Here is an 18,132-nt window from a genome sequence, read left to right as displayed (position 1 = left end):
CAGTAAACCCTGGTGGAAGTTCTGGTAAGTCTTACGTTGTAAACAACAGTTTTTGCAAATGCAGTGTTTGGTCAAAAGCTAAACACTGACACCAAATAAAGGGATTGTGTACCACACAATCCCTTTTTTGCATCTGAAGCATGCACTTTCTCCCCCTGACCAAAAACATCACCTGCATTGCCAAAGATTGACGATAGCTGTCACTTTACGTCATCCCCACTTTTGCCAACCTAGCCAAAAAATCTTGAATTCAAATCGAAGAAATAAAGCATAAAAACCATTTAATTCATATTTTTCAACAAGTTAACAACAGAAATTAGGAGCTGGCACAGCTGTTGCTTTAGGGTTTAGCGAACACTGTTGGAAAAGCAGTGAATGAAACAGAAGATGTTCACTTTAAACTTGACTCAAAAGGAAAACATAATGAAAAAACACGTACAACAAGGTTTTACCCTGATTGAATTAATGATCGTTGTGGCCATTATCGGTATTTTGGCTTCTGTAGCGATTCCGGCTTATCAGGAATACACCCGCGATGCCGCAAACAATGCTTGTATGGCTGAAGCGAGTGCCTATGCCAAGAAGTCTTTTGCAGATATCCAACTGAGCAAAACCCTAAGTGGCCCACCTACTGCTGGCGCATGTAACGGCACAATCTCAACTGCGGTAGGGATGACCTCAGCGACTTTAGCACCTATCACAGCCACACCAAAATCACCGGGCACTGGCAGTGTTTCCTGCGATCTGGCTAATGGTGCCACATGTACTCACACGCCATAATATCTTAACGTGCAAATGCACAAAGCCCTGCAAATGCAGGGCTTTTTTATTTCCGTTGGCAACTCAAGTGCTTATATACTTAGAGCATTATTAAAGACAAGTACTCTTCACAAAACCATGTTAACCACCATCACTGTTAATCAATCAAATCTATCCTCAGCGACCATCATCTGGTTGCACGGCCTAGGCGCCGACGGCCATGACTTTGAGCCTGTCGTGCAAATGCTCAATCTGCCACATATCAAATTTATCCTGCCGCATGCGCCTTATCGCCCTGTTACGCTAAACAACGGTTACGAGATGCGTGCCTGGTATGACATCTTTGGACTACAGTCAGAGAGCACGCAAGACGAAGCTGGCATCAATCAGATGCAGGTGACAATCAACGCCATGATTAAAGCCGAGATTGCACGCGGCATTCCTGCACAGCGTATTTTGCTGGCAGGCTTCTCGCAAGGTGGCGCAATGGCTTTGCACACGGCAACACGTTTCAATCAACCCTTGGCTGGCGTATTGGCGCTGTCTACCTATTTACCCTTAAAGAACCAGCCTAAAGAAAAACAGCACCTAGCCAACAAGCCGTTGCCGATCTGGATGGCACATGGACGACAAGACAGTGTCATTACACTGGCGACCGCGCAATCATCCCGGCAAACGCTAGAAGCTGCGGGTTATGCGGTGGAATGGCGCGAATACGACATGCCGCACAGTGTATGTGAAGAAGAAATCAACGATATCCGCCAATTCCTGCTGCGCGTTTTACCTGCCTGATCTATCCTTCGTACACATGAGAATAATCCCGCAAGCTTGGGGAGTTTTGTTAAAATAGCTGGCGTTTTCACAGGCTAATTTTCATGAGTGCTTCCAAAAAGTCACCGTCTACGGTGAATGATCAACAAACTTTTGCTGAGCGACTGGCGGCATTGGAGTCCATCGTTAAGAGTATGGAGTCTGGCGAACTGCCACTGGAAGCCGCATTAACGGCTTACACTGAGGGCATGCAATTATTGCAAGTGTGTCAGGAATCACTGCAGCAAGCCGAACAAACCGTGATGATCTTGAACCAGCAGCAACAGCTGACTCCTTTTGAGGCCAATTAACGCGCCTGCTTTCTTTTGTCTTTAGTCATGACTCAGCCTCCATTTGTTTTTGATCATTGGGCCAGCGCACATCAGCAACGCGTTGAAGAGGTATTATCACGCACGCTGCCAAGTGAGGGCACGTTGCCTGGCCACCTGCATGAGGCCATGCGTTATGCGGTGCTGGGCGGTGGCAAGCGTGTGCGCGCCTTGTTAAGTTATGCCGCAGCAGAACTGGCAGGGGCAAGCCCTATCGCAGCGGATGCGTCAGCAGCGGCAGTCGAACTGATCCACGCCTTTTCACTGGTGCATGATGATATGCCGTGCATGGACGATGACGACCTGCGCCGTGGCAAGCCTAGTTGCCACAAACAATATGACGATGCGACCGCCTTGCTGGTGGGCGATGCGTTACAAAGCCAAGCCTTTGAATGCCTGGCCAGCACCAGTGCGCCGCAAGCTTTAAAACAAGTGCAGGTATTGGCAACAGCAACTGGCTCACGCGGCATGTGTGGCGGCCAGAGCATAGACTTGCAGAGCACAGGCAAATTGCTGTCACGTGAGGCATTGCAAACAATGCACCAGTACAAAACGGGCGCCCTGATTGAAGCGGCGGCGTTATTGGGCGCTTATGCGGCGGATCACACGCATCAGCAACTCATCACGACCTTAGAGCAATATAGTCAGCATATGGGGCTGGCATTCCAGGTGGTCGATGATATTCTCGACGCCACCGCAGATACACAGACACTGGGCAAAACCGCAGGCAAAGATGCCTTGCAGGAGAAGTCGACCTACGTCAGCTTGCTGGGTTTGGAAGAAGCGAAAGCACTGGTAAACACCTTATACGCGCAAACATTGCAGTTACTGGCGAGCTTCGGCCCGCAGGCAGATCCGCTACGCGGCATTGCCAAATTTATTTGTGAGCGCCCATTTTAATCATGACTTCGCTGCTGTCCCGCATTGACTCCCCTACCGACCTCCGCACGCTGGAGCGCTCGCAGCTCAAAGTGCTGGCCGCAGAATTACGCGCATTCCTGATTCAAAGCGTGTCACAAACGGGCGGCCATCTGGCCTCTAACCTCGGTGTGGTTGAGCTCACCATCGCATTACATTACATCTACAACACGCCTGATGATCGCCTGGTGTGGGATGTTGGCCACCAAACCTACCCGCACAAAATTTTAACTGGCCGTCGCGAAGCCATGGCTAATTTGCGCAAAGCGGGCGGCATTGCTGGCTTTCCCAAACGTGATGAGAGTGAGTATGACACGTTTGGCACCGGCCATTCCAGCACCTCAATTTCAGCTGCATTAGGCATGGCTGTAGCAGCGAAAGCGCAAGGCTCTAATCGCCGCAGCGTCGCGATCATTGGCGATGGCGCCATGACTGCTGGCATGGCATTTGAAGCGTTAAACAATGCTGGCGATATGGATACCAACATTTTGGTGATCCTCAATGATAACGACATGAGCATCTCCAACAACGTCGGCGCGCTTAACAATTACCTTGCTCGCTTAATGTCCGGCAAGCTTTATGACAGCGTGCGCCGCAGCGGCAAAAAAGTGCTGGACATCATGCCGCCGGTGAAGGAATTCGCGCGCCGCGCCGAAGAACATGCCAAAGGCATGGTGACGCCAGGCACGCTATTTGAAGAATTCGGCTTCAACTATATTGGCCCGATTGACGGCCACGATATCGACACCCTGATCGATACGCTGGGTAATATCCGCCAGCTGCAAGGCCCGCAATTTTTGCATGTCGTGACACAAAAAGGCAAAGGCTACAGCCCGGCCGAAGCGAATCCGAACAAATACCATGGCGTGAGCAAGTTTGACCCGCAGAACGGGCATAGCCTAAGCCATAGTGAGCGACCAAGTTATACGCAAATATTCGGCGACTGGCTGGTCGACATGGCCGCAGCAGACGATAAACTGGTCGGCATCACGCCTGCCATGTGTGATGGTTCCGGCCTCAACCGCTTTGCTGAAGCGTATCCACAACGCTATTTTGATGTAGGCATTGCCGAGCAGCATGCCCTGACATTTGCTGCGGGCATGGCTTGTGACGGCCTGAAGCCAGTGGTGGCGATTTACTCGACCTTTTTGCAACGCGCGTATGACCAATTGATTCATGATATCGCTTTGCAAGATCTTGACGTATTACTGGCGATTGACCGTGCAGGACTGGTCGGCGCCGATGGGCCGACACATGCCGGCAGCTTTGATTTAAGCTTTTTGCGTTGTATCCCCAATATCGTCATCATGGCGCCTAGCGATGAAAACGAGTGCCGCCAAATGCTGACGACAGGCTACCAGTATCCGGGCACTGCCGCCGTGCGTTACCCACGCGGCAGTGGCATAGGCGCGAGTATTTCGCCAGCCTTAGAATCACTGCCTATCGGCAAAGCACACTTGGTGCGCCACGGTAAAAAAGTCGCCATCCTAGCCTTTGGCAGCATGCTGCAACCAGCGCTACAAGCGGCAGAAGCCTTTGATGCCAGCGTAGTCAATATGCGTTTTATCAAACCACTCGATGAAGCCATGGTGCTGGAAATGGCGCGCACGCACGATTACCTGCTCACCGTGGAAGAAAATGCCGTGATGGGTGGCGCTGGCGCGGCCGTGATGGAATGTTTGCAAGCGCATGGCCTAGCCAAACCGATACGCTGCCTCGGCTTGCCAGACCAATTCATCGAGCATGGCAGCCACGAAACTATGCTGGCCGAATGTGGTCTAGACAACAACGGTATCAAGTCTGCTATTGAGAAATTAATTTCCGAGTAGTAAACTCAACTATTAATTAACTGGCGGGAATGCCCGCGATGGAACCCTGATGAATCAACCCGTGATCCCCACAACGATCGAAGATGTACAGAATACGCCAGACGTGCGTAGACTGGATATCAACAAAGTCGGTATCAAATCTATTCGCCACCCGGTGATTGTCAAAGACAAATCTGGTGGTGAGCAACATACTGTGGCCCTGTTTGATATGTATGTGCATTTGCCACATAACTTCAAAGGCACGCATATGTCTCGCTTTGTCGAGATCTTGAACATGAATGAGCACGCCATTTCGATCGACTCATTCGAAACCATTTTGCGTCAAATGGTAGAACGACTGGAAGCTGAATCCGGTTATGTGGAAATGCGTTTCCCTTATTTCATCAACAAAGCCGCGCCGGTTTCCGGCGTCAAAAGCTTGCTGGATTATGATGTGACCTTTATTGGTGAGATCAAACAAGGTAATTTTGAAATCACCGTCAAAGTCATGGTGCCAGTCACCAGCCTGTGTCCATGCAGTAAAAAAATCTCCGACTATGGTGCACACAATCAGCGCTCGCATGTCACAGTGACGGCCCTCTTGAATGACTTTATGTGGCTGGAAGACCTGGTGACACTGATTGAAGACCAGGCCTCTTGCCAACTGTATGGTTTGCTCAAACGCCCGGATGAAAAGTTTGTGACCGAGCGTGCTTATGACAATCCAAAATTCGTCGAAGATATGGTGCGCGACGTCGCGGCACAGCTTAATGATGAAAAACGCATTGTGAAATACGTGGTCGAATCAGAGAACTTTGAATCTATCCACAACCACAGCGCGTACGCTCTGATTGAGCGCGATAAACGCGTCAACTAATCGTCGCAGTAGACATAAAAACAGCCCGCATGCGGGCTGTTTTACTTTGATCAGCTTGTCGTGACATCAATGACTAAACATGCCTTTACGGGCATAGGGTTGCGATAGATGTAAGCCGGCCGCCACAATAATCGCACCGAGTAGCGGAAACAACGCCGCCAGGGTGAAGGTCACTTGCCCGCCTAAGTACTGCAAGGCAAAGCCGCCCAGCAAGCCGCCCAAGGCACCACCGATGCCATACGCCACACTGTTATAAATGGCTTGCCCTTTGGCTTGGTGGCGGCCATTAAAATATTGCGTCACGACTTCTACTGATGCCGCATGGAAGCTGCCAAAAGTAAAGGCATGCATGGTTTGCGCCAGCAACAATAACCATAAGTTATCCGGTACCAGGCCCATCATGGTGAAACGCACCACACCGATGAGCAAGCTGGCCAGCAAAATGGTTTTGAGTTTAAAGCGTGTCATGATCCAAGGCATCTTGATAAAAATGCCAATTTCGCAAATCACGCCCAGTCCCCATAACCAGCCTATCATGCCTTTGCTGTAGCCATGCTCAGCCAGGTAGATAGAGTAAAAATTGTACATCAGGCCATGCGCTGTCACCATCATGGCGCAACCCACCAGCAACGAAATCACGGCAGGCTGCTTCAATATTTGCCACACGGAGAAATCGTCATGCGCATGCGGCGGCACATGCGCTTCAGGCAGCTTCCACGTCAGTCCAAACAAGGTGCATTGCACCAGTAAAATAAACCAGAGCAGGCTGCCAATACCAAACCAGTCAGTCAGATATCCCAACAGCACCGAGGCAAAAATAAAGCCCCACGAGCCCCACAAGCGGATTTTGCTGTAATGGCCGTTGGTGCTGGCCAAATGCGCCAGTACCAGTGACTCAGATAATGGCAAGGTCGAGCTGGTAAATAAACTGAGGGCGATCATCACCACAAACATGGTGGTGAAATCATGTGCCCAGAAAATGGCGATAAATCCGAGCAAGCCAAGAAAGGCAGTGGTGCGTATCCAGCGCACACGCTGCCGTGTGTGATCCGCTAGCCAGCCCCACAAATTAGGCGCCACAATACGGCTCAGCTGGAACAAGGACATCAGAATGCCAATATCGGCCGGGGAAAAGGATTCTGCGGTCAGGTACAAGCCCCAGTAAGGGACAAACGCACCGACAAAGAAGTAATAGATAAAATAGAAACGCGAGAGATTAAAGTGTAAGGCGTGACTCATAACATACTCGCGCGTTGGTAAATATCGCCCAAGACTGTGCCTGGGCGTTGAAAGACATTACAGCGTCGGCACCTTGAAATGCACGTCTGCATTCTGGCCACGGTTGCGCAAGGCATGATCCATCAACACCAGCGCCAGCATTGCCTCTACGATAGGCGTCGCACGGATGCCGACACATGGGTCGTGGCGACCAGTAGTTTGCATCATCACCGCCTCACCTGCCTGGTTGATAGAATGCCTTTGTTGCGGGATGCTGGACGTTGGCTTGAACGCGACATTGACGACAATATCCTGGCCACTGGAGATGCCCCCCAAAATGCCTCCGGCATGATTGGTAGCAAAGCCTTGCGGCGTCAGTTCATCGCTATGCACGCTACCACGCTGGGCAATTGAAGCAAAACCAGCACCAATTTCTACGCCTTTCACAGCGTTAATGCCCATCATGGCGTGCGCAATATCGGCATCCAGGCGGTCAAATACAGGCTCGCCCAAGCCGACCGGCACTTTCTCGGCCACCACGGTAATCTGCGCACCCACTGAGTCGCGCTCGCTGCGGATCTGGTCCATATAGGCTTCCAGTTGCGGCAAGATCTCGACATTGGGTGAAAAGAAGGCATTGCCTTCTTGCGCCAGTGCATCCCAGCTCACAAACGGAATCTTGATTTCGCCAATCTGGCTTAAATAGCCACGAATCTCTACCCCGTATTGTTGCTTGAGCCATTTTTTGGCAATCGCACCCGCCGCCACGCGCACGGCAGTTTCACGCGCACTGGAGCGACCACCACCACGGTAATCGCGAATGCCGTATTTTTGCGTGTAGGTATAATCCGCATGGCCGGGGCGGAAGGTATCCATGATCTTGCTGTAATCTTGCGAACGCTGGTCAGTGTTGCGGATCAACAAGCCAATTGGCGTGCCCGTGGTTTTGCCTTCAAACACCCCAGACAAAATTTCCACTTCGTCAGCTTCTGCGCGCTGGGTCACATGGCGCGACGTCCCCGGTTTGCGGCGGTCGAGGTCCACTTGCAAATCTGCCGCACTCAGCTCCAGCCCAGGCGGGCAACCATCGACAATGCCGCCAATGCCAGGGCCATGTGACTCGCCAAACGAGGTCAAGGTAAACAAGGTGCCGATGGTATTGCCAGACATGCGATTTTCCCACTGAATAATTTTCTTTATTTTAGCATAGACTGGCCAGCCACCTGTTCGCGGGTTGATTTCCAGCCGGTGAACGCTTATGCTGGAACGGCATTTTTACCTGGGATGACAATGGCAAAACGTAAACATACGCACCGTAAGCACAGACTGCTGGGCGCCGATAACCCGGCACTCATCGAGAACCCTGCAGGTCCGCCCCTACCTGCTGCCTGTATCCACAAAATTTGCTACAACGCGCAAGATATCCTGTCAGCCCAACTCACCATGCAGGAGATCGTCAATTGGCAGCCTCCCGCCGGGCATGTCGCCTGGATCAATGTGCATGGCGTACTTGATATTCCCTTGTTACAAGCCGTTGCCCGCCGTTTCAAATTGCACCCGCTGGTACTGGATGATATTTTAAATACCGAGCAACGGCCTAAACTCGACACCTACCCGGACTACCTGTTTCTCGAAACACGCCTGTTTTACTACGATACAGAAAACCTCAGTGTCAGCTCAGAACAAATCAGCATGGCTTTGGGACGTGAGTGGCTGCTTACTTTCCAGGAAAGGCCTTCTGGCAGCTTTGAGCCAGTGCGCGAACGCTTACGCCAGGGCCAGGCCTTACTGCGCCAGAGCGGCCCTGACTATTTATGCTACGCCCTGCTGGATAGCCTGATGGAACGTTATTTCCAGGTGCTGGAAGCCATTAATGAAGATGCCGAACAACTTGAAAACCAATTACTGGATCGCCCCAGCCCGGAAGATTTGCAGAATATCCACCGCCTCAAACATGTGACCATACAACTGCGGCGCGCGGTGTGGCCGCTGCGTGAAGTACTCAATAGCCTGATTCGTAATGAACACGGATTCTTCAGTCCGCAAACGGTACCTTATTTGCGTGACCTGTATGACCATACCGTGCACTTTACAGAATCACTGGAAGCGATTCGCGACACCTTAAGTGGCCTGATGGATATATACATGACCAGTCTGAGCCAGCGGGTGAATCTGGAGGTGCGTGCGCTGACCGTCGTCGCCATGCTGTTTATGCCGGCCACCCTGATTGCGGGAATTTTTGGCATGAACTTTAACGAAATGCCGTGGTTAAAAGACCCCGATGGCTTTTGGTGGGCAATATTGATGATGTTACTGATTGCGGTAGCGATGTTGCTGGTGTTCTGGCGACGGCAATGGCTGAGTAGCCGCCGGGATTCTTAGTCGCTTAAGCGGCCAGCAGCTCAGGGCGTGGCAATTGTTTGATCACATCCTGCAACTCGTAATACAGGGCCATGTAATCTTGCGCGGCAGCACTATCGGCATCATACTCAAACACGTGTTGCCCCATGCGCGCACTCTCGGCCAATGCAGCATGCTCATGTATCTTGCTGATCAGCACCTCGCTGCCAAACAGGCGGCGCATTTCCTGCTCCACCTCAGTGGTCATCGCCTTGCGTTTATCGGCACGCGTGAGTAAATAGCGGCGCTGTATTTTCCGTTTTAATACTGGTTGCAAGGCATTCAGCGCCTTATCCATTTTGACGGCAGAATTGATTGACAGATAGTCGGTGGACACCGGTACCAGCACCAGATCACTGGCAAACACGGCACTCAGTGAAATCACCCCCACACACGGGCAACAATCCATAAAGACCTCCAGCGCCGGTTGTGCGTCTTCGAGAACGCGCAAGCCTTGGCACAGCCTGCCTAATGTCGCCGGGCCACGACCAAACTGTGAATCGACCTTCATTAATTCAGAGTTGGCCGGAATCAATTGCAGGCCATTACGTAAAGGCTGGCACAAAGTATCCAGCGGTGTCGCATCCTGATAAAACCTGAACAAGTGCTGCTGCAGATCAAGGCCGGTATGCTTGTACATCTCGGTGAGCCTGGCTTGCGGGTCCATATCCAGCAAGGCGACCTGACGCTTTTTACGATAACTGGCTGCGGCTAGATTAAGTGCAGTGGTGGTCGCACCCACTCCTGCTTTCTGATTAAAAATAGCAATTTTCAACATGATCAAGTTTGCTCGGCACGGTGTTAAACATCAAAATGTTGCAAGCGATGCATGTCATCATAAACGATGTTGACAGCAGAGACCACCCCGCTCGCGGCGAGCTTGTGCATGGAGAATGTGCAGGTAGAAAAAAAGAAACCCGCTAATGCGGGTTAAAAGGGGGTTTGGATCAGGAGGAAATCAATGCTAGTCGTTGAAGATCAACTAAACCAGCCATCAAACAAAACATTTTGTGTTTCGTTTAAAGATGAGTCCAGTATAGGGAGGAGTTATTGCAGTAATTTGACCAAGCTGTAACTGAATTGTAAAAGGCAAAATTCAATTGTTATTAAATTGTAACTTTAATAAAAACAACAACTTGCAGACACCGTTTAACGCAAAACGGTAAAAAAATGAGTGGCCGATAGTTTAGCAGGGTTTTACCCGCCAGACTATCGGCCACCATATGACAAATTGATTAACTGAAAAAGTCGCGCGCTTTATCTACCCAGCTTTTATTCTTGGGGCTGTGTTTGCCCGCATCAGCCTGGGTGCTGCTTTCAAATTCACGCAACAGGTCTTTCTGTTTTTCTGTCAGACGCACCGGGGTTTCAACCACTACATGTACCATCAGGTCACCATGCTCACTGGAGCGCAATGGCTTGATACCTTTGCCGCGTAAACGGAACACGCTACCGGTTTGTGTTTCAACCGGGATTTTCATCTTGGCTGCGCCATCCAGCGTCGGCACTTCAATTTCACCACCCAACGCTGCGGTGCTAAAACTGATCGGCATTTCGCAATGCAGGTTTGCGCCTTCGCGCTGGAAAATCGGATGTTCCTTGAGATGCACAACAACGTACAAGTCACCGGTTGGTCCACCATTGACACCCGCCTCGCCTTCGCCACTGAGGCGGATACGATCGCCTTCATCGACACCGGCCGGGATTTTAACGTTCAAGGTTTTATTTTGTTTCACACGGCCGCCACCATGGCAGGTCGGGCAAGGCTCTTTCACCATCTTGCCGGTGCCATGGCATTTAGGGCAAGTTTGCTGCACAGAGAAGAAACCCTGCTGCATGCGCACCTGGCCATGACCATTACACGTGGTACACGTGACAGGCGAGGTGCCTGGACGCGCACCCGAGCCATGACAGGTTTCGCAGCTGGTTTGCACCGGGATACGAATCTTGGTTTCGGTGCCTTTGGCGGCATCTTCGAGTGAAATTTCCAGGTTGTAACGCAAGTCAGCGCCACGATACACGTTAGAACGCTGATTACGCGCACCGCCGAAAATATCACCAAAAATATCGCCGAATGCGTCACTGAAATTGCCGGAGTTAAAGCCGCCAAAACCACCACCCATACTAGGGTCAACCCCGGCGTGGCCATACTGGTCATAGGCGGCACGCTTCTGGTCGTCGCTCAGAATCTCATAAGCTTCTTTGGCTTCTTTAAAGCTTTCTTCGGCTTTCGGGTTATCCGGGTTACGGTCAGGGTGAAACTTCATGGCCAGCTTCTTAAAGGCTTTTTTAATTTCCTCTTCGCTGGCGTCACGGTTTACACCTAACACTTCGTAATAATCTTTTTTTGCGGCTGCCATAGTTTTTCCGTTTAATGCGCTTGCGCCATAAAGACAAACACACCCGCGATCAGCGTAGTGTGTTTGCCGGCATCATTGAAAAAAGGGCGAGCACCTAAATACTCGCCTCTTTCAAGCTTAGTCTTTCTTCACTTCTTCAAACTCGGCATCCACCACATCGCCTTCAACCGTTTTTTCGCCTTCCGCTTGCTGTGCGCTCTCGGTGTTAGCCTGTGCCTGTTGTTCAGCGTAGACTTTCTCACCCAGTTTTTGCGAAGCTTCCATCAAGGCGTTGGTTTTGGCTTCGATCACTTCTTTATCATCGCCATCCTTGGCTACCGCTTCCAGCTCTTTAATCGCGTCCTCGATCTTGGCTTTTTCATCGGCTTCAATCTTGTCGCCATGTTCAGCCAGCGATTTTTTCACGCTGTGCAATACACTGTCAGCCTGGTTACGGGCATCGACCAGTTCACGCAGTTTTTTGTCTTCATCAGCATATTTAGCGGCATCTTCTTCCATGCGCTGAATTTCTTCTTCGGACAATCCAGAGTTGGCCTTGATAGTGATCTTGTTCTCTTTGCCAGTCGCTTTGTCTTTGGCAGACACATGCAGAATACCGTTGGCATCGATGTCAAACGTCACTTCAATTTGCGGCATGCCGCGTGGTGACGGTGGAATGTCACTCAGGTTAAACTGACCGAGGCTCTTATTGCCGGACGCCATTTCGCGCTCACCTTGCAGCACATGAATGGTCACTGCATTCTGGTTGTCTTCAGCAGTTGAAAACACTTGTGACGCCTTGGTAGGAATCGTGGTGTTTTTCTTGATCAGCTTGGTCATCACGCTGCCCAGCGTTTCAATCCCCAGTGACAATGGAGACACGTCCAGCAACAACACGTCTTTAACGTCACCTTTCAATACGCCACCCTGAATCGCAGCACCGACAGCCACGGCTTCGTCCGGGTTCACATCTTTACGTGGTTCCTTGCCAAAAATCTCTTTCACTTTTTCTTGCACTTTTGGCATACGGCTTTGACCGCCAACCAAAATCACATCAGAAATGTCAGAAGGAGACACGCCCGCATCTTTCAATGCCGTTTTGCACGGTGCAATGGTGCGCTCGATCAACTCTTCAACCAGGGACTCCAGTTTGGCACGGGTAATTTTCACCACCAAGTGCTTAGGGCCGCTGGCATCTGCCGTGATGTAAGGCAGGTTGACTTCGGTTTGCTGTGCGCCGGACAATTCGATCTTGGCTTTTTCAGCCGCTTCTTTCAAACGCTGTTTGGCCAGCAAGTCGTTGCGCAAGTCCAAACCGTTTTCTTTTTTGAATTCGTCGGCCAAAAAGTCGATGATGCGGTTATCGAAGTCTTCACCACCCAAGAAGGTGTCACCGTTGGTGGACAACACTTCAAACTGGTGTTCGCCGTCGATTTCAGTAATTTCGATAATCGAAATATCAAATGTACCGCCACCCAGATCGTAGACAGCAATCTTGCGGTCGCCTTCCTGTTTGTCCATACCGAACGCCAAAGCTGCTGCGGTTGGCTCGTTGATGATACGTTTCACATCCAGGCCAGCAATACGGCCTGCATCCTTGGTCGCCTGACGCTGGCTGTCGTTAAAGTAAGCCGGTACGGTAATCACGGCTTCAGTTACTTCTTCGCCCAGGTAGTCTTCGGCGGTTTTTTTCATTTTGCGCAAGACTTCAGCGGAGATTTGCGGTGGCGCCTGTTTGTTGCCACGCACTTCTACCCACGCGTCACCGTTGTCAGCTTTGGCAATGGTGTAAGGCATCAGGTCGATGTCTTTTTGCACTTCTTTTTCGTCAAAACGACGGCCGATCAAACGCTTGACCGCAAACAGGGTATTTTTAGGGTTAGTCACCGCCTGGCGTTTTGCCGGGGCGCCGACCAAGATCTCGCCATCTTCCTGATAAGCAATGATAGAAGGCGTCGTACGTGCACCTTCCGCATTCTCAATCACGCGTGGCTTGCCACCTTCCATTACAGCAACGCAGGAGTTGGTTGTCCCCAAGTCGATACCAATAATTTTTGCCATATTCTATGTTCCTTAAATTCGTTAATCTTTAATCTGCTGATGCAGTGAACATTGGGATGCTGTGAAAGATTTCAAGCCCCTGTTCATTAAATGGTTTTAGGCTTATTTGGCCTGAATCACGGTCACCAATGCCGGGCGCAGCACACGCTCATTCAGGCTGTAGCCTTTTTGCAACACGCTCAACACGGTATTCGGCTCGCCTTCGGCAGGCACCATGCTGATGGCCTGATGCTTGTTCGGGTCAAACTTTTCGCCCAGCGGGTTAATTTCAGCAATATTGAATTTCTCGAACACGCTGAGCAGTTGCTTGGCTGTCAGCTCGACGCCGTTTTTATAACTGGCCACTTCTTCGCTTTCAACCGCCAAGGCTGCATCCAGGCTATCTTTCACTGCCAGCAGTTCACCACTGAATTTTTCCAGCGCAAACTTGCGTGCCTTATCAATATCATCCGCCGCACGGCGACGAATATTTTCACCTTCGGCTTTGACATACAGCACTTGCGCTTTGGCTTCTTCCAACGCGGCTTCCAGGGCCACAATGCGTGCTTCGTGTGCATCAGCCGCGCTGGCCTGCACCTCTTCATGCACGGCGGATTCGTTTGCGGGCACCTCGGAAGGTGTATTTGGTTCTTGCATGGGGCTCCCCTTCTTATTCAACACTATTCACTGTGAGAGATGTCAATGGAAACATTTTCTCTCAATATCTTTCCAAGGTTGGGGATGCCCCTACTGATTTCAAGGGTAAAGCGTGAATTTGTGTGTGATTTTTTAAATGTGACCAGGAATCTAGCGCACCATGGCCGAGACTTCAGCAATCACCGTTGCCACAGCAGGCAGTTGCCCTTTGCCACCCAAATTGACGGCAGCTGCCACACGCCCACCAGCCACGCCGGTAAACGCAGGCTCGGTATCGGTATAAATAGCAACGATGGGGATATCCAGCGCCGCAGCCAGGTGTGATAAACCGGTATCCACCCCCACAGCGAAGCGCACTTGCGGCATCTGGCTGGCGAGCTGTTGCAGGCTGAGCTTAGGCAGCACCAGCGCTTGCGGTACTTGGGCTTGCGAGACCAGCGCCGCAATTCTTTCTGCACGCGCTTTTTCGCTATCACTGGCCCAAGGCAACCACATATGCAAACCTTGCCTGGCATAGTGCTGTCCCAAAGCCACCCAGTGCTCTTCAGGCCATAACTTACTATCGCGGCTAGTCGCATGCAGCGCCAGAAAAGCCTCGGCTGGCGCGTGCTGACCCAGGCCTGCCAGCCCATAAGCAGGCTTATTTTGCGGCACGGCATAGCCGAGCGCCAGCGCTGCCAGCGTGCGCATACGCACGACAGCATGCTGGCGATAACTAATGGCATACCGATGCTGGTAAAACCGGCTGGCCAAGGGCTCGCGAATGGAGTACTTGTCGTAACCATGGCGCGGCCCACGGGCCCAAGTCGCCATCACGGCGCTTTTCACCAACCCCTGTAAATCCAGCACCAGATCATAAGGCTGAGCAGCGACGGCCTGCTTCACAGCTGCAATTTCACGCCAGGTCTGGCGACGCCACCACTGTTTGCGCCAGCGACGCACGGCGACGGTAAACACTTGCGCTACACGTGGATGCAGGCGCGGAATATCGGCAAAACTGGCTTCTACCAGCCAGTCAATATGCGCATCAGGAAAGTGTTGCAGGATATCCTCAACAACAGGCAGGGCATGGATCACGTCGCCCATAGAGGTGGTTTTGACAATCAGGATGCGTTTCATGGCCGCTATTTTCGCATACAATGCCATCGCATGAAGTTTGCGTTTCTCATATTCAAATACTTTCCTTACGGCGGTGTGCAGCGCGATATGTTGCGCATTGCCAGAGACTGCGTCGCCCTCGGCCATGAGGTCACCATCTTCACCGGTGAATGGCGTGGTGACTTGCCACCAGGCATTGATGTCCACTTGTTAAAAGCCCGTGGCTGGCTGAATCATCACCGCCATCAGTCATTGATCCGGCAAATGCAGCAAGCCGTGGCGCAAGGGCATTTTGACCGCGTGGTCGGTTTTAACCGCATGCCGGGGCTGGATGTGTATTTTGCGGCAGACCCCTGCTACGCCAAACGCATGCACCATGAGCCCTGGTATAAAAAGCTTTCTGGTCGCTATCGCTTCTTTTCTGCAATGGAACAAGCTGTGTTTGACACAGCGTCTGCCACACATATCCTGCTGCTTAACCAGCATGATCAAACCGTCTTTCACCACTGGTATGGTACAGATCACGCCCGCTTCCACCTAATGCCACCCAACATTCCGTTACAGCGGTTTACCAGCTTGCCAGCACAGGATTATCGCGCCTATGTACGCACGACGTTTAACCTGCCAGCAGACGCCATGGTGTTACTCACGGTTGGCTCAGCCTTTGTGCGTAAAGGCGTAGACCGCGCCATAGATGCATTGAGTAGCCTGCCTGAGCCCCTGAAACAGCGCTGCTGGTTACTCGCAGTGGGTGAATTTGAGTCCAGCAGCAATATGCGGGCCTATGCCGAACAACGTGGCGTGGCTGACCGTTGCATAGAAGCCGGTGGCCGCCCGGATATCCCCGCACTGATGCTGGGTTGCGACCTGCTGGTGCATGCAGCACGTTCGGAACTGGCCGGGATCGTGTTGATTGAAGCGATGACGGCAGGCCTGCCATTACTGGTGACCGAAGTCTGTGGTTATGCCAGCTATATCAAGGCAGCACAGGCGGGCAAGGTATTAGCTTCACCATTCAGCCAAGACAGCATGAACCACGCCATGCAAGAGATGCTGGAAAACCTGACGACACAGCCCTGGGCAGCCAATGCCAAAGCCTTCGTGCAGCAAATGGCGGCCACACAAGTCAGCTACCCTGAAGCCAGGGTGATTGCAGCCACACCGCCTGGCGGCTCACGCGCTTAGGGCGTCGCAGGCTTACCCGGCATAAACGGCACATTGCGTAACTTGTCTGCGGCCGCTTTGCTGGCTTCACTGCGTTGCAAGGCATAGGCTTTAGCCTGCTCTAACAACGCCGCAGACGGCAAATTAGGATCTTCCGGTAACGCTGATAGCTTTTCAAAGCTTTCTTCATAAGGCGTGGCGACCTGTGCGTCAATCTGCGCCGCCATGTCATCAAAGCTGACACTGCCCTCACGGCCTTCCAGTATGATCTGCCGCCATTTCTGCTGCGCTTTCTGGTCCACTTGATTGAGCTTTTGCACCTGCTTTTGTATCGCGACTTCTTGTTGCCAGCGATATTTGGGCGTAGGCAAATGGGTCACCAAGACAAACAGCGCTACCACCCATGATACGGCCGCCAACCATTGCGTCAGTGTTAATTGTTTACTGGGAACGATGGTGACCGGTAGCAAAAGCGTTGCCATCACCATGCCAGTGACAAAACCACCAATATGAGCCGAATTATCAATGCCGGGAATAATATAGCCCATGCCTATGGTCAGGGCCGAAAACAGCAATGCCCCCCAAAACAGCCAGCGGAATTCCTGTACCTGCATCTGCTGCCGGCCAAACCAGACATAGACCAGCAAAGCGCCATAAATACCAAAAATAGCACCGGAAGCACCGCCAGACACCGCATCGTTGCCTTGTATGGCCAAAGACAACAGGTTGCCGCCGACGCCACTGATAAGATAAATCAGCAGGAAACGCAGGGCGCCAAACATGCGCTCGACCAGTTTGCCGCCATCCCACAAAGCCAGCATATTCATGCCCAAGTGCAAGGCGCCAAAGTGCAAAAACATGGCACTGGCCAACCGCCACCATTGACCATCCGCCGTGGCCGGGGCAAAGTTAGCCCCCCAGGTCAGTTGTACGGTATTCGGAGAATGCCAGAAGCCAGCGCCGCCAAACAGCATAACGACGAACACCAGCACATTCAGAATAATCAGCAATCGCGTCATCGGCGGGACTGGTGCGCGTAACTCAATACGGGTGAGCAGTGACTGATCCATTTAGTGAAGTGACTCCTGAAAAGGGACTTCTAACAAAGGTGGTTGTTGCAACCCCTCTATCAGGGTTTGCAGGTTCTGCTGTGGTAGTGACATCTGCGGATCTATGCTGTTCGCTACCCAGCCACAGAAATCAATATTTCGTTGCTTGAGCACCTGCGCTGTCAGTAAGGCATGGTTGATACAGCCCAGCCGCATGCCCACCACCAGCAATGCCGGTAGATTCAGTGCCTGAATTAAATCGGCAATGGTTTGGCTGGCATTAAGCGGCACCAATAAACCACCCGCGCCTTCAACAATCACCACATCTGCCATAGTGGCCAGTTGTGTATAGGCCGTTTGAATGACGTTAAAATCGATCTCAACCCCCGCCTGGGCGGCAGCGATATGTGGGGCAATGGCTGGCTCGAAACAATAGGGATTAATCAACTCAGGCGGCGCGCTGACATTGGATGCCGCCGTTAATTGCAATACATCGTCATTTTGCCAGCGGCCATCTCGCCACTCGCAACCGGAAGCCACCGGTTTCATGCCGATCACAGTGAAGCCTTGCGCCACCAGTTGCTGCATCAAGCGCACGGTGACTGTCGTTTTACCTACACTGGTATCGGTGCCGGTGACAAAAAAATGGCGTGGCAAGGTGCGCAT

Annotated in this window: 17 protein-coding genes; 8 read left to right on the top strand and 9 right to left on the bottom strand. The window is 51.7% G+C overall.

Going from position 1 to position 18,132, the window contains the following annotated elements; genetic code table 11:
- Nucleotides 1-423: 423 nt before the first annotated feature.
- The 6 genes from OH31_RS15345 (at nt 424) to folE2 (ending at nt 5,501) form a co-directional block, all read left to right on the top strand.
- Nucleotides 424-780, top strand: a complete 357-nt coding sequence (locus tag OH31_RS15345; RefSeq protein ID WP_024929435.1) for a prepilin-type N-terminal cleavage/methylation domain-containing protein — start codon at nt 424-426, stop codon at nt 778-780.
- 117 nt (nt 781-897) lie between these two features.
- The gene (locus OH31_RS02135; RefSeq protein ID WP_024929434.1) at nt 898-1,551 is read left to right on the top strand and encodes an alpha/beta hydrolase; all 654 of its coding nucleotides are present in this window, start codon (nt 898-900) and stop codon (nt 1,549-1,551) included.
- A gap of 83 nt (nt 1,552-1,634) precedes the next feature.
- Nucleotides 1,635-1,880, top strand: a complete 246-nt coding sequence (gene xseB, locus OH31_RS02130; RefSeq protein WP_024929433.1) for an exodeoxyribonuclease VII small subunit — start codon at nt 1,635-1,637, stop codon at nt 1,878-1,880.
- A 27-nt stretch (nt 1,881-1,907) separates the two neighbouring features.
- On the top strand, nt 1,908-2,798 hold the full coding sequence (locus OH31_RS02125; protein ID WP_024929432.1) for a polyprenyl synthetase family protein: 891 nt from the start codon (nt 1,908-1,910) through the stop codon (nt 2,796-2,798).
- Between the two features lie 2 nt (nt 2,799-2,800).
- Nucleotides 2,801-4,645 carry a 1-deoxy-D-xylulose-5-phosphate synthase gene (dxs, locus tag OH31_RS02120; protein WP_024929431.1) on the top strand — a complete coding sequence of 615 codons (1,845 nt, stop codon included), beginning with the start codon at nt 2,801-2,803 and terminating at the stop codon, nt 4,643-4,645.
- A gap of 49 nt (nt 4,646-4,694) precedes the next feature.
- The gene (gene folE2 / locus OH31_RS02115) at nt 4,695-5,501 is read left to right on the top strand and encodes a GTP cyclohydrolase FolE2 (RefSeq protein WP_019881342.1); all 807 of its coding nucleotides are present in this window, start codon (nt 4,695-4,697) and stop codon (nt 5,499-5,501) included.
- A 66-nt stretch (nt 5,502-5,567) separates the two neighbouring features.
- On the opposite strand, the gene OH31_RS02110 is transcribed toward folE2, so the two are convergent.
- Both OH31_RS02110 and aroC read right to left on the bottom strand, forming a co-directional pair.
- Nucleotides 5,568-6,740: an MFS transporter gene (locus tag OH31_RS02110; protein WP_024929430.1), complete on the bottom strand. Its 1,173-nt coding sequence runs from the start codon at nt 6,738-6,740 to the stop codon at nt 5,568-5,570.
- 57 nt (nt 6,741-6,797) lie between these two features.
- Nucleotides 6,798-7,889: a chorismate synthase gene (gene aroC / locus OH31_RS02105; RefSeq protein WP_024929429.1), complete on the bottom strand. Its 1,092-nt coding sequence runs from the start codon at nt 7,887-7,889 to the stop codon at nt 6,798-6,800.
- A 120-nt stretch (nt 7,890-8,009) separates the two neighbouring features.
- Here aroC and corA point away from each other — a divergent pair, with 120 nt between their 5' ends.
- Nucleotides 8,010-9,101 carry a magnesium/cobalt transporter CorA gene (gene corA / locus OH31_RS02100; RefSeq protein ID WP_024929428.1) on the top strand — a complete coding sequence of 364 codons (1,092 nt, stop codon included), beginning with the start codon at nt 8,010-8,012 and terminating at the stop codon, nt 9,099-9,101.
- A gap of 4 nt (nt 9,102-9,105) precedes the next feature.
- Here corA and OH31_RS02095 read toward each other — a convergent pair whose 3' ends face one another.
- The 5 genes from OH31_RS02095 to waaC all read right to left on the bottom strand — a co-directional run bounded on the left by OH31_RS02095 (nt 9,106) and on the right by waaC (nt 15,301).
- On the bottom strand, nt 9,106-9,897 hold the full coding sequence (locus OH31_RS02095; RefSeq protein ID WP_024929427.1) for a ParA family protein: 792 nt from the start codon (nt 9,895-9,897) through the stop codon (nt 9,106-9,108).
- A gap of 457 nt (nt 9,898-10,354) precedes the next feature.
- Entirely contained in the window at nt 10,355-11,479 is a 1,125-nt protein-coding gene (gene dnaJ / locus OH31_RS02090) for a molecular chaperone DnaJ (RefSeq protein WP_024929426.1), read from the bottom strand.
- A gap of 117 nt (nt 11,480-11,596) precedes the next feature.
- On the bottom strand, nt 11,597-13,519 hold the full coding sequence (dnaK, locus tag OH31_RS02080) for a molecular chaperone DnaK (RefSeq protein ID WP_019881334.1): 1,923 nt from the start codon (nt 13,517-13,519) through the stop codon (nt 11,597-11,599).
- A 102-nt stretch (nt 13,520-13,621) separates the two neighbouring features.
- Nucleotides 13,622-14,155: a nucleotide exchange factor GrpE gene (grpE, locus tag OH31_RS02075; RefSeq protein WP_024929425.1), complete on the bottom strand. Its 534-nt coding sequence runs from the start codon at nt 14,153-14,155 to the stop codon at nt 13,622-13,624.
- A gap of 150 nt (nt 14,156-14,305) precedes the next feature.
- Complete coding sequence (waaC, locus tag OH31_RS02070) at nt 14,306-15,301, bottom strand: lipopolysaccharide heptosyltransferase I (RefSeq protein WP_036298573.1); 996 nt, start codon at nt 15,299-15,301, stop codon at nt 14,306-14,308.
- A gap of 3 nt (nt 15,302-15,304) precedes the next feature.
- Between waaC and OH31_RS02065 the strand changes: the two genes are divergently transcribed.
- Nucleotides 15,305-16,438: a glycosyltransferase family 4 protein gene (locus OH31_RS02065; RefSeq protein ID WP_024929423.1), complete on the top strand. Its 1,134-nt coding sequence runs from the start codon at nt 15,305-15,307 to the stop codon at nt 16,436-16,438.
- Here the strand turns inward: OH31_RS02065 and OH31_RS02060 are convergent.
- Both OH31_RS02060 and bioD read right to left on the bottom strand, forming a co-directional pair.
- Nucleotides 16,435-17,487, bottom strand: coding sequence for a rhomboid family intramembrane serine protease (locus tag OH31_RS02060; RefSeq protein WP_024929422.1), 1,053 nt, complete (start codon nt 17,485-17,487; stop codon nt 16,435-16,437). The genes OH31_RS02065 and OH31_RS02060 overlap by 4 nt on opposite strands.
- Nucleotides 17,488-18,132, bottom strand: a complete 645-nt coding sequence (gene bioD, locus OH31_RS02055) for a dethiobiotin synthase (protein ID WP_036298570.1) — start codon at nt 18,130-18,132, stop codon at nt 17,488-17,490.

It is taken from the genome of Methylophilus sp. OH31 (assembly GCF_000576615.1).
Classification (GTDB): Bacteria; Pseudomonadota; Gammaproteobacteria; order Burkholderiales; family Methylophilaceae; genus Methylophilus.
The sequence above is the reverse complement of the archived record's forward strand: the minus strand, read 5'-3'. Positions and strand labels throughout refer to the sequence as shown.